Origin of the sequence: Kitasatospora sp. NPDC051705 (assembly GCF_044453265.1) — a bacterium.
Classification (GTDB): domain Bacteria; phylum Actinomycetota; class Actinomycetes; order Streptomycetales; family Streptomycetaceae; genus Kitasatospora.
Window position 1 is genome coordinate 158,333 of record NZ_JBITCO010000015.1, and the last position, 12,713, is coordinate 171,045.

Consider the following 12,713-nt stretch of genomic DNA (forward strand, 5'->3'; position numbering starts at 1 on the left):
GACTTTTAGTGAAGGGGACGCTGTGAGCGTCATGAACCTGGTCTCCTACGAGGACGCTCTCGCGTCGTACGACCCGGTGATGGGCCTTGAGGTCCACGTCGAGCTGGGCACCAAGACCAAGATGTTCTGCGGTTGCTCGACCGAGCTGGGCGCCGAGCCGAACAGCCAGACCTGCCCGACCTGCCTGGGCCTGCCCGGCTCGCTGCCGGTGGTCAACGCGATCGGCGTGGAGTCGGCCGTCAAGATCGGCCTGGCGCTGAACTGCGAGATCGCCGAGTGGTGCCGGTTCGCGCGGAAGAACTACTTCTACCCGGACATGCCCAAGAACTTCCAGACCTCGCAGTACGACGAGCCGATCGCCTTCAACGGCTACCTCGACGTGCAGCTGGAGGACGGTTCGACCTTCCGCGTGGAGATCGAGCGCGCCCACATGGAGGAGGACACCGGCAAGTCCAGCCACGTCGGCGGCGCCACCGGCCGCATCCACGGCGCGACCCACTCGCTGCTGGACTACAACCGGGCCGGCATCCCGCTGATCGAGATCGTCACCAAGCCGATCGTCGGCGCCGGCGAGCGCGCCCCCGAGGTCGCCCGGGCGTACGTCGCCGAGCTGCGCGAGCTGATCAAGGCGCTCGGCGTCTCCGAGGCCCGGATGGACAAGGGCCAGATGCGCTGCGACGTCAACCTGTCGCTGCGCCCGAACGGCACCGAGACCTTCGGCACCCGCTCGGAGACCAAGAACGTCAACTCGCTGCGCAGCGTGGAGCGGGCGGCCCGCTTCGAGATCCAGCGGCACGCCACGGTGCTGACCGACGGCGGCACCATCGTCCAGGAGACCCGTCACTTCCACGAGGAGGACGGCAGCACCACCTCCGGCCGGATCAAGGACAACGCCGAGGACTACCGCTACTTCCCCGAGCCGGACCTGGTGCCGGTCGCGCCCGCCCGGGCGTGGGTCGAGGAGCTGCGGGCGGGCCTGCCCGAGCTGCCGCGGGTGCGCCGCGCCCGGCTGCAGGCCGAGTGGGACCTGTCCGACAAGGACATGCAGGCGGTGCTGAACGCCGGCGCCGTCGAGCCGATCCAGGAGACCATCGCCGCCGGCGCCCCGGCCGACCAGGCCCGCAAGTGGTGGATGGGCGAGCTGGCCCGCCGCGCCAACGAGACCGGGACGGAGCTCAGCGAGCAGCCGATCACCCCGGCGCAGGTCGCCCGGGTCACCGCGCTCGTCGCCGAGGGCAAGCTGAACGACAAGCTGGCCCGTCAGGTCATCGAGGCCGTGCTGGCCGGCGAGGGCGAGCCGGACGAGGTCGTCGAGAAGCGCGGCCTGGCCGTCGTCTCGGACGACTCGGCGCTCGGCGCCGCGGTCGACCAGGCCATCGCCGAGAACGAGGCGATCGCCGCCAAGATCCGCGACGGCAAGGTCGCGGCCGTCGGCGCGCTGGTCGGCGCGGTCATGAAGGCCACCCGCGGCCAGGCCGACGCCGCCCGCGTGAAGGACCTGATCCTGGAGCGCCTCGGCGTGGAAGGTCAGTAGGCACTGTCTGGAGCGCCTCGGCGTGGAAGGTCAGTAGGCACCGTCTGGAGCGCCTCGGCGTCACCGCCTAGAGGACCCTAGGGACTTCCTAAGGCATCTAAGGCGTCTAAGGCCCCCTAAGTAGGGTCTAAGGCCCGGTTTCACCTCCGAATCGGAGTGAGGCCGGGCCTTTGCCGTGTTCCAGGGGCCCGTCTAAGGCATCCGGGGCCCGGAAGATCGGTCAGGCTTCCGATGTGGCGACCCCCGCTGGGGGAGGAAGCTCTTACTCGACAGCGAAACGCAGTGCGAAACCCGAAGTGGGGAACCGAAGTGATCGAGTACGAGCTCATCCAGCAGCAGGGCCTCGAGCTTGCCGCCCGCGCCGAGCACCAGCGCCTGGTACGCGAGGCCAAGGAGGCGCGCCGTCTGCGGCAGCGTCCGGTGGCCGCCCGCTTCCAGCGGCGCGCCGTGCGCCAGCGCGAATGCTGACGGACCGGCACCACGTCGGTGCCGAAGGGATTCCGGAGGGGGAGGCGCCGCAGACGAGCGCCTCCCCCTCCGGGCTTCCAGCGGGCGGGATATCCCCTCGGCCCGCCGGGTCCGGCTATGGCATGCTCGCCTCCATGCAGCAGATATCGGTGAGTCCCGTCTTCGTCGGTCGCGGCAGCGAGATCACCGAACTGACCGTCGCCCTGCGCAGGGCCGGCACCGGCAGCCCGCAGGCCGTCCTGATCGGCGGCGAGGCAGGCGTCGGCAAGACCAGGCTGCTGGAGGAGTTCCTGCAGCGGGCCGCGGACGGCGGGGCGCTCACCACGCTCGGCAGCTGTCTGGAGGTCGGGGCCGAAGGCCTGCCCTACGCCCCGCTGGCCACCGCGCTGCGCAGGCTGCACCGTGCGCTGGGCGCCGAGTTGGAGGCCGCGGCGGCCGGCAGCGAGGGCCACCTGGCGCGGCTGCTGCCCGAGTTCGGCGAGGCCGACGGCGAACCCAACGACGAGTACGGCCGGGCCCGGCTGTTCGAGCACACCGCGAGGCTGTTCGAGCGGCTCGGCGCGGAGCGTACCCTCGTGCTCGCCGTCGAGGACCTGCACTGGTCCGACCGCTCCACCCGCGAGCTGCTCGCCTTCCTGGTCCGCACCCTGCACCGGTCCCGGGTCCTGCTGATCGCCACCTACCGCACCGACGACCTGCACCGCCGGCACCCGCTGCGGCCCTTCCTCGCCGAGCTGGAACGGCTGCGCACCGTCCAGCGCCTGGAGCTGGCCCGGTTCGGCCGCCGCGAGGTCGCCGCCCAGCTGGCCGGCATCCTCGGCACCGCCGTCCCCGACCGGCAGCTGGTGGACCGCATCCACCGCCGCTCCGAGGGGAACCCGTTCTTCGTCGAGGAGTTGGCCACCGCCTTCGAGGACGGCTGCGGCGCCGGGCTCACCGACTCGCTGCGGGACATCCTGCTGGTCCGGGTGGAGACCCTGGACGAGGAGGCCCAGCGGGTGGTGCGGATCGCCGCCGAGGGCGGCTCGCACGTCGAACACGCCCTGCTGGCCGCCGTCCTGGACGACGACGAGGAGGCGCTGATCGAGGCGCTGCGGGCGGCCGTCGGGGCCAACATCCTGCGCCCGGACGGCGACGGCGAGGGCTACCGCTTCCGGCACGCGCTGGTCCGCGAGGCGGTCTCGGACGACCTGCTGCCGGGCGAGCGGCACCGGATCAACCGCAAGTTCGCGCTCGCCGTCGAGGCGCAGCGGCACCTGGTCTCCTGCGACGCGCTGCCGGCCCGGCTGGCCAACTACTGGTACCACGCGCACGACCCGGCGAAGGCGCTGCCCACCGCGCTGGACGCGGCCCGGGCCGCCCGCCGCCGCAACGCCTTCGCCGAGCAGCTGGGCATGCTGGAGCGGGCGCTGGAGCTGTGGGACATGGTCTCCGAGGACGTGCTGGCGCACACCCTGCGCCCGTACGACTGGGCCGAGACGTACCCGCCCGGCTCCTGCGACCACGGGGCCGCCGACCCGGAGTGCGACCGGATCCAGCTGATCGACGTGCTGGCCGAGGCGGTGGTCGCGGCCCGGCGCTGCGGTGACCGCGAGCGCGGCCTGAGCCTGGCCAAGCGCGGGCTGCGGCTGGTCGACGAGTCGGTGCACCCGGTGCGCGCGGCCTGGTTCCGGATCAACCGGGCCCGGATGCTGGGCAACCTGCGCCGCTCCGGCGACGACGAGGAGATCCTGCACGCGCACCAGCTGGTCGAGCACCTGCCGCCGTCCGCCGTCCAGGCCGAGGTGTTCGCGCTCGGCGCCGGGGTGGCGATGCTCAAGAAGCCCGGCCCCGAGCACATCGAGCTCGCCCGGCGGGCGATCCGGATCGCCGAGGAGGTCGGCGCGCACTCGGTCGAGGTGCACGCCCGGATGACGCTCGGCGGCCTGCGCTACGACGTCGAGGGCGACGCCGAGGGCGGGCTGGCCGAGCTGGCCGGCGCGGTCGAGCGGGCCCGCCTGCTGGGCGTGCCCGACCTGCTGCTGCGCGGCATCAACAACCTGGCCAGTCTGCAGCGCGGGCTGGGCCGGTCCGAGGAGGCGGTGGCGCTGGCCCGCGAGGGCCTGGACTACGCGGACGGCAGCGGGCTGCTGCGCAACATCGGCACCATCCTCACCGGCAACCTGGCCGAGGCGCTCACCGACCTGGGCCGGGTGAAGGAGGCCGACGAGGTGCTGTCGGCCTGCGAGCTGACCAGCCTGAGCGGCACCCACGCCGAGTTCCTGGACCGGATGCGCGGCGAGCTCGCCCTGCTGCGCGGGGACCGCGCCGGGGCGGCGACCATGCTGGCGCAGGCCCGGGCGGCCAACCGGGTCGGCCAGCTGCAGCACAGCGTGCCGATCAGCCGGCTGGCGGTGCGGGTCGCCGCGCTCGGCGGGCGGCCGCTGGAGGCCCGGGCCGAACTGCTCGCGGCGCTGGCCGAGGACGCCCGGCCAGGGTACGAGTCCGACGTCTACCCGCTGCTGGTGGAGGCCGCCGCCGTGGAGGCGGACAGCCGGGGCCTGCCGGAGGCCGGGCCCGGCCGGGCCGGGGTGCTGGCCGCGATCGCCGCCGCGGCGGCCCGGCTGCGCCCGCGGGCACCGCTGCACGACGGCTGGGCGCTGCTGCTGGCGGGTGAGCTGGCCCGTGCGGAGGGCGCCGACACCCCGGAGCACTGGGCGGCCGCGGTCGCCGTGCTGCGGCCGACCGGTCTGCCGTACCCGCTCGCGGCGGCCCTGCTGCGGGCCGGCGAGGCGGAGGTGCAGGCCGGGCGGCGCGAGGCCGGGGCCGAACTGCTGCGCGAGGCGCGGGAGCTGGCGGCGGCCCGGGGGGACCGCCCGCTGCTGGCGGAGATCACCGGGCTGGCCGACCGGGCCGGGCTGGCGCTGGCGCCGGCCGCGGCCGGGGGAGCGGCCCCGGCGGCATCGGTGGCGGTGCCCGTGCCCGGGGAGTCCTTCGGGCTCACCCCCCGTGAGCGGGACGTGCTCCGGTTGCTCGCGCGCGGCTGGACGAACCGGCAGATCGCCGAGGAGCTGTACATATCTCCGAAGACCGCGAGCGTGCACGTGTCCAACATCCTGGGCAAGCTCGCGGTCGGCGGCCGGGGCGAGGCGGCCGCGCTGGCGCACCGGTTGCGGTTGTTCCCGGACGACCTGACCCCGGCCGGCCGCTGATCCACGCCCGGCCGCCGGGCCCCCGACCGCCGCGGTCCGGGCGGTCCGGCGGCCGGGCGCCGTCACGTGCTCCCGTGCGCGCCGCGTGAGCCCCTCCCCGCGCGCCGCCGCCAACCGGGCCGATCCGCCGGATTAAGGTGCTTTACCCCTCCTCCTCGCCATTACTCTAAGTTGAGTGTGCGTGTCATTGAGTGACGGATTTGGTGTAGGGTCCCGACTGGGAACATCGGTGCGGTGCGGCGGCCGGAAGGCCGCCCGCCCCCTGGGCCACCGTCCTGACGGGGCGCCAGGCCGCCGCGTACGGCCGAGAGGTGCGCGGCCGGTGGCCCGTGGCCGGGGCGCCAGGCCCCGCGCCGGAGGGGGAGAGGCCGAGTGAGCTCCACCGATACGGTGCTGCCCGGAGCCGGACGGTCGGGTGCGCCGCCCGCCGACGCGTCCGGCACCGACCCGGCCGGACCGGCCCGCAGCCGCCCGCTGCGCCGGCTCCGGGAGAGCCGGGCGCTGCCCGGGCTCGCCCTCGGCGCGCTCTGCCTGGCCTACGCCCTGGGCGCGGCGGCCGGCTGGGGATCCCGCCAAGTCTCCAACTTCATGGGGGACTTCGGACTGGCCGCGGCAGCCCTCGCGGCCGCGCTGTCCTGTCTCGTGTACGGCTGCACCGTCGGCGGGCACGCCCGCCCGGCCTGGCTGCTGTTCGGCCTCTCCTCGCTGATGGTCGCCTTCGGCAACGGCACCTGGGGCTGGTACGAACTGGTCGCCGGGACGGACCTGCCGAAGGACTCGCTCGCCGAGTACGCCTTCCTGATGTTCGCCCCGCTCGCCATCACCGGCCTCCTGGTGCTCGCCCAGCGCCCGCGCTCCGCCGCCGGCTGGCTCTGCCTGCTGCTCGACGGCTGGTTGATCGCCGGCTCGCTGTTCACCCTCAGCTGGAGCCTGGCGCTCGGCCGGATCGCCGCCGGCGAGGACGGCTCGCCGCTTCGCCTGGCGCTCAACCTCGCCTACCCGGTGCTGGACATCCTGCTGGTCAGCCTGGTGGTCGGGCTGCGCTTCGGCGGCCGGGACGGCAACCGGGCCGCGGTGCACACCGCGATGGTGGCGCTCGCCGTCACCGTGCTGTGCGACGCCCTGTTCACCTCCCCGGAGCTGCGCAGCACCTACCACTCGGGCGGACTGCTGGACGCCGGCTGGTTCTCCGGCAGCCTGCTGCTGGCCTGGGCGCCGTGGTCGCAGCGCTGGCGCCGTCCGCTGCGCGAGCACCCCTCGGCCGGCGGCCCGCCGCGCCGCCGGGTGGCCACCACCTTCAGCGCGCTGACCCCGTACGCGGCCGCCGCGGTCTGCACCGCCGGGATCCTCTACAACGCCCTCGGCGGGCGGCAGTTGGACCGGGTGGTGGCCGCGGCCGCCTGCACCGTGGGGCTGGCGCTCATCCTGCGCCAGGGGGTGATGCTGCTGGACAACCTGTCGCTCGCCCAGGAGCTCGGCCACAAGGAGGCGCACTTCCGCTCCCTGGTGCAGGGCTCCAGCGACGTCATCATGATCGCCGGCGCCAACGGGGTGCTCTCCTACGTCTCCCCGGCCGCGCTCGGCGTCTACGGCCGGGACCCGGAGGAGCTGGTCGGCGGCAACCTGCTGGACCTGGTCCACCCCGAGGACGTCGACCGGGTGCTCGCCGAGGTCCGCCGCTACCTGGCGCGGGTCCGGCTCACCGCCCACCGCTGCCCGGGCACCGCCGAGCCGTCCGCCCGGGTGGAGTGCCGGATCAGCTCCGGCGGCGGCGAGTGGCTGCACGTCGAGTCGACGGTCAGCCGGCACCGCGACGGCCTGATCCTCAACAGCCGGGACGTCACCGAACGGGTCATGCTCCAGGCGCAGTTGCAGCACAACGCCTTCCACGACCCGCTGACCGACCTGCCCAACCGGGCGCTGTTCGCGCAGCGGCTGCGGGCCGCCCTGGCCGCCCGCGGGCAGCAGGGCGAGGCCGGCGCCGGGGTCGCGGTGCTCTTCCTCGACCTGGACGGCTTCAAGGCCGTCAACGACACGGCCGGCCACCAGGTCGGCGACGAGCTGCTGGTGCAGGCCGCCCGCCGCCTCCAGGGGGCCGTCCGCTGCGGGGACACCGTGGCCAGGTTCGGCGGCGACGAGTTCGCCGCCCTGGTCTGCGGCCCGCTCGGCCGCCTCCAGGTCCAGGAGCTCGCCGAGCGGCTGCGGGTCGCGCTCTCGGCGCCGTACTGGATCGGCGGCGCCGAACTCGGGGTCGCCGCCAGCATCGGCATCGCCTTCGGCACCCCCGAGCGGGGCCCGGCCGCCGACCCGAAGGCCGCCACCGACGAGCTGATGCGCAACGCCGACCTCGCGATGTACCGCGCCAAGTCCGAGGGCAAGGGGCGCGTGGTGCTCTACGCCCCCGCCATGCGGGCCGACCTGGAGCGCCGCACCGAGCTGGAGGAGCGGCTGCGGGTCGCCGTCCGGGAGGGCGGCTTCACCCTGCTCCACCAGCCCGTGGTGGACCTCGCCAGCGGTGCGGTGACCGGGGTCGAGGCGCAGGCCCGCTGGCGCTCGGCGGGCGGACTGCTGCTCACCCCGGCCGAGTTCCTGCGCTCGGCGGAGTACGGCGACGCGGCCACCCGGTTCTCCCGCTGGCTGGTCCAGGAGGCCGTGACGGCCGCCGCGGCCCGGCGCGGGGGGCCGGGCCGCAGCCGCACCGGGCCGGCCTGCGTCCCGGTGGCCGTCCGGCTCTCCACCGAGCGGCTCTGCTCACCCGGCCTGTACGAGACGGTGGCCGCGGCCCTGCGCGACAGCCGGCTGCCGGCCGGCGAGCTGGTGATCGAGGTGGCCCGGATGGGCCCGGACCCGCTCGCCGACGAGCTGGGCCGCCGGCTGGCCGCGCTCCGCCGCCTCGGGGTCACCACCGTGCTGGCCGGCTACGGCGCCGGCAGCGGCTCGCTCGGGGCGCTGGCCCGGCTGCCCCTGGACGGTCTCAAGCTGGACCGCTCGCTGGTCCGGGACCTCGGCGAGTCCGCGCTCAGCCGCACCCTCGCCGGGCACGCCCTGCGGCTCGGCCGCGACCTCGGGCTGGTCACCGCCGCGGAGGGGGTGGACCTGCCCCGGCAGGTCGCCGCGCTGCAGGAGCTGGGCTGTCGGCAGGGCCAGGGCTCGGCCTTCGCGCCCCCGCTGGACGAGACCCGGCTGCGCCGGGCGCTGGTGCGCCGCGGCTATCCGCTGCCGAGACCGCTGGGCTCGGTCTCGGCCCGGCGGGCGTACCTGGCCGCGGACACCCGTCCGGGTGTCCGCGGGGAGGGCGGTGCCGGGCGGGTCGCGCACCGCCACGGGGCCCCCGACCTGCCCGAACACCGCGCGGTGACCGGCCCGGGCTCCGGCTCGCATGGTGAGACGGCGATCCCACCTGCTTGACATGCGCCCCCGTGCAGGAGGAGGGTCGTTGCCATGCGCACCCGAATTCTCGTACTTGGCGGGCGCGTCGGCTGAGCGGGCTCGTAGGCCCTGCTCGTGACAGACCGACGCGCCACCCCTCGCATGCCCTGGGCACGAGGGGTTTTTTGTTGCACTGACGCTGTTCCACCACCGCAAAACCCTGGCCCCAAACGCTCCGGACCACCCCGATCCACCGGGGAGCGCGGGACGATTGAGGCAGAGCCGGCGATCGGCCCGGAACCGGGACCCCACCCTCGTACCACCGGGGCCCGCAGCCACCGGGCCGGCAAAAACCCGAGAAGAGACAGGCAGATGACCGAGCACGCCGCATCCCCCCGCCGCGGGGACAACCCGGCCGCCCACGCTCCCGCTCCCCAGCACGTCGTCGAGACCATGACCGGCGCCCAGTCGCTCATCCGCTCGCTGGAGGCCGTGGGCGCGGACACCGTCTTCGGCATCCCGGGCGGGGCCATCCTTCCCGCGTACGACCCGCTGATGGACTCCGCCAAGGTGCGCCACATCCTGGTCCGGCACGAGCAGGGTGCCGGGCACGCCGCCACCGGATACGCCCAGGCCACCGGCCGGGTCGGGGTCTGCATGGCGACCTCCGGCCCCGGGGCGACCAACCTGGTGACCCCGATCGCCGACGCCTACATGGACTCGGTGCCCGTCGTCGCGATCACCGGCCAGGTCGCCTCCAAGGCGATCGGCACCGACGCCTTCCAGGAGGCGGACATCTGCGGCATCACGATGCCGATCACCAAGCACAACTACCTGGTCACCGACCCGGCCGAGATCCCCCGGGTGATCGCCGAGGCGTTCCACATCGCCGCCACCGGCCGCCCCGGGCCGGTCCTGGTCGACATCGCCAAGGACGCGCTGCAGGCCACCACCACCTTCCGCTGGCCGGTGGAGACCTCGCTGCCCGGCTACCGCCCGGTCACCAAGCCGCACGCCAAGCAGATCCGCGAGGCCGCGAAGATGCTGGTGAGCGCCAAGCGCCCGGTGCTGTACGTCGGCGGCGGCGTCATCAAGGCGCAGGCCACCGCCGAGCTGCGGATCCTCGCCGAGCTGACCGGCGCCCCCGTGGTCACCACCCTGATGGCCCTCGGCGCCTTCCCCGACAGCCACCCGCAGCACCTCGGCATGCCCGGCATGCACGGCACCGTCCCGGCGGTCACCGCGCTGCAGAAGGCCGACCTGCTGTTCACCCTCGGCGCCCGCTTCGACGACCGCGTCACCGGCAAGCTGGACAGCTTCGCCCCGTACGCCAAGGTCGTCCACGCGGACATCGACCCGGCCGAGATCGGCAAGAACCGCCCGGCCGACGTGCCGATCGTCGGCGACGCCCGCGAGGTGCTGGCCGACCTGATCGTGGCCGTCCAGGCCGAGTTCGACGCCGGCCACAAGGGCGACTACGCCGAGTGGTGGGAGAAGCTCGACGAGTGGAAGAAGACCTACCCGCTGGGCTACGAGGAGGCCCCCGGCGGCCAGCTCTCCCCGCAGCAGGTCATCGAGCGGATCGGCCGGCTGGTCGGCCCGGACGCGATCTACGCGGCGGGCGTCGGCCAGCACCAGATGTGGAGCTCGCAGTTCATCCGGTTCGAGAAGCCGGGCACCTGGCTGAACTCGGGCGGCGCGGGGACCATGGGCTACGCCGTCCCGGCGGCGATGGGCGCCAAGGCCGGCCGGCCGGAGGCCACGGTCTGGGCCATCGACGGCGACGGCTGCTTCCAGATGACCAACCAGGAGCTGGTCACCTGCGCCCTGAACGGCATCCCGATCAAGGTCGCGGTCATCAACAACGGCTCGCTCGGCATGGTCCGCCAGTGGCAGACGCTGTTCTACAACCAGCGCTACTCCAACACCGTGCTGCACTCCGGCCCCGACCACGACGGCATCGAGCCGCCGGCCCAGGGCACCCGGATCCCCGATTTCGTCCTGCTGTCCGAGGCGATGGGGTGCGTCGGTCTGCGCTGCGAGCGCCCCGAGGACCTGGACGCGGTGATCAAGCAGGCGATGGAGATCAACGACCGCCCGGTCGTCATCGACTTCATCGTCCACCAGGACGCCATGGTCTGGCCGATGGTCGCGGCGGGCACCAGCAACGACGAGATCCAGTTCGCCAAGGGCGTGAGGCCCGACTTCGGCGACGACCTCGACTGAGCCCGCCCCGCCACCCGACCCCACCCTTCGTTCGTCCGGCTACGCCGGGCCCCTCTGGGAACGACTGAGGAACCCCATGTCCAAGCACACCCTCTCCGTCCTGGTCGAGAACAAGCCAGGCGTGCTCGCCCGCATCGCCGCGCTGTTCTCCCGTCGGGGCTTCAACATCGACTCCCTCGCCGTCGGCCCGACCGAGCACCCGGACGTGTCCCGGATGACCATCGTGGTCAACGTCGAGGACCTCCCGCTGGAACAGGTCACCAAGCAGCTCAACAAGCTCGTGAACGTGATAAAGATCGTCGAGCTCGACCAGTCCGCTGCGATCCAGCGGGAACTGGTCCTGGTGAAGGTCCGCGCCGACAACGAGACCCGGTCGCAGATCGTCGAGATCGTCCAGCTGTTCCGTGCCAAGACCGTCGACGTGTCCCCCGACGCGGTGACCATCGAGGCCACCGGCAGCTCGGACAAGCTGGAGGCCATGCTCCGGATGCTGGAGCCTTACGGCATCAAGGAGTTGGTCCAGTCCGGCCTGGTCGCCATCGGGCGCGGCGCCCGTTCGATCACGGACCGCTCGCTGCGCGCCCTCGACCGCAGCGCCTGAAACCCCCGAGACGCGGGCCGTCTCACCAGCTGAAGCGCAACCCCACACCCCCGCCGGTGCGCCTACCGTAGGTAGTGCGCACCCGGCAACCACCACGCAAGGAGATGTGCCCCCGTGGCCGAGCTGTTCTACGAAGACGACGCCGACCTGTCCATCATCCAGGGCCGCAAGGTCGCGGTCATCGGCTACGGGAGCCAGGGCCACGCCCACGCGCTGTCCCTGCGCGACTCCGGCGCCGACGTCCGCGTCGGCCTGAAGCCCGAGTCCAAGTCCCGCGCCAAGGCGGAGGAGGCCGGCCTGCGCGTCGTCACCCCGGCCGAGGCCGCCGCCGAGGCCGACGTCATCATGATCCTGGTGCCGGACCCGATCCAGGCCGACGTCTACGAGGCGGACATCGCCCCGCACCTGAAGTCCGGCGACGCCCTGTTCTTCGGCCACGGCCTGAACATCCGCTTCGGCTTCATCAAGCCCCCGGCGGACGTCGACGTCTGCATGGTCGCCCCGAAGGGCCCGGGCCACCTGGTCCGCCGCCAGTACGAGGAGGGCCGCGGCGTCCCCGCGATCGTCGCCGTCGAGCAGGACGCCTCGGGCAACGCCTTCGCCCTCGCGCTGTCCTACGCCAAGGGCCTGGGCGCCACCAAGGCCGGCGTCATCAAGACCACCTTCACCGAGGAGACCGAGACCGACCTGTTCGGTGAGCAGGCCGTCCTCTGCGGTGGCACCGCCGCCCTGGTGAAGGCCGGGTTCGAGACCCTGGTCGAGGCCGGCTACCAGCCGGAGATCGCCTACTTCGAGTGCCTGCACGAGCTGAAGCTCATCGTCGACCTGATGTACGAGGGCGGCCTGGAGAAGATGCGCTGGTCGGTCTCCGAGACCGCCGAGTGGGGCGACTACGTCACCGGCCCGCGGATCATCACCGCCGACACCAAGGCCGAGATGAAGAAGGTCCTCGCCGAGATCCAGGACGGCACCTTCGCCAACACCTGGATCGCCGAGTACAAGGCCGGTCTGCCCAAGTACAACGAGTACAAGAAGGCCGACGAGGACCACCTGCTGGAGACCACCGGCAAGAAGCTGCGCTCGCTGATGAGCTGGGTCAACGAGAAGGCCTGACCCCGCGCGGGAGTCCGCTCCCGTTCCGCAACTCCCTTGTACAAGTAGGCTGCTCCCGTCCGGGTGATTTCGCCGGACGGGAGCAGCCTGGTACCCAGCCCGTCGATACACTTCCGAGTGCGCGTCAGGCCCACAGCGTCGTGCGTCTACCTACGCGGCATGCCACCTTCCCCCCGCCTCCACGCCACCTCCGTGCCGGGGAGAACCGGAC

General features: G+C 73.3%; 7 protein-coding genes. All 7 read left to right on the forward strand.

The annotated features are described in order from the left end of the window. Nucleotides 1–22: 22 nt before the first annotated feature. Nucleotides 23–1,534: an Asp-tRNA(Asn)/Glu-tRNA(Gln) amidotransferase subunit GatB gene (gene gatB / locus ACIA8Q_RS20715; RefSeq protein ID WP_360204806.1), complete on the forward strand. Its 1,512-nt coding sequence runs from the start codon at nt 23–25 to the stop codon at nt 1,532–1,534. Between the two features lie 309 nt (nt 1,535–1,843). After that, nucleotides 1,844–2,002 (forward strand): hypothetical protein, encoded by a 159-nt coding sequence (locus ACIA8Q_RS20720; protein ID WP_360204809.1) that lies wholly within the window; start codon nt 1,844–1,846, stop codon nt 2,000–2,002. A 134-nt stretch (nt 2,003–2,136) separates the two neighbouring features. After that, a complete protein-coding gene (locus tag ACIA8Q_RS20725) occupies nt 2,137–5,193 on the forward strand; it encodes an AAA family ATPase (protein ID WP_396317528.1) in 3,057 nt (1,018 codons plus the stop codon). 474 nt (nt 5,194–5,667) lie between these two features. Then, nucleotides 5,668–8,601: an EAL domain-containing protein gene (locus tag ACIA8Q_RS20730; protein WP_360204873.1), complete on the forward strand. Its 2,934-nt coding sequence runs from the start codon at nt 5,668–5,670 to the stop codon at nt 8,599–8,601. Nucleotides 8,602–8,934: 333 nt separating this feature from the next. After that, nucleotides 8,935–10,788, forward strand: coding sequence for an acetolactate synthase large subunit (locus ACIA8Q_RS20735; protein ID WP_360204813.1), 1,854 nt, complete (start codon nt 8,935–8,937; stop codon nt 10,786–10,788). A gap of 76 nt (nt 10,789–10,864) precedes the next feature. Beyond that, nucleotides 10,865–11,389, forward strand: a complete 525-nt coding sequence (gene ilvN / locus ACIA8Q_RS20740) for an acetolactate synthase small subunit (RefSeq protein ID WP_030302941.1) — start codon at nt 10,865–10,867, stop codon at nt 11,387–11,389. Nucleotides 11,390–11,503: 114 nt separating this feature from the next. Further along, nucleotides 11,504–12,502 carry a ketol-acid reductoisomerase gene (gene ilvC, locus ACIA8Q_RS20745; RefSeq protein ID WP_360204818.1) on the forward strand — a complete coding sequence of 333 codons (999 nt, stop codon included), beginning with the start codon at nt 11,504–11,506 and terminating at the stop codon, nt 12,500–12,502. The last annotated feature ends 211 nt before the right edge of the window (nt 12,503–12,713 follow it).

Bases quoted from the DNA above. Each gene is read 5' to 3' on its own strand.
- ACIA8Q_RS20725 (WP_396317528.1), top strand. From the start codon at position 2,137: ATGCAGCAGATATCGGTGAGTCCCGTCTTCGTCGGTCGCGGCAGCGAG.
- ACIA8Q_RS20735 (WP_360204813.1), top strand. From the start codon at position 8,935: ATGACCGAGCACGCCGCATCCCCCCGCCGCGGGGACAACCCGGCCGCC.
- ilvN (WP_030302941.1), top strand. From the start codon at position 10,865: ATGTCCAAGCACACCCTCTCCGTCCTGGTCGAGAACAAGCCAGGCGTG.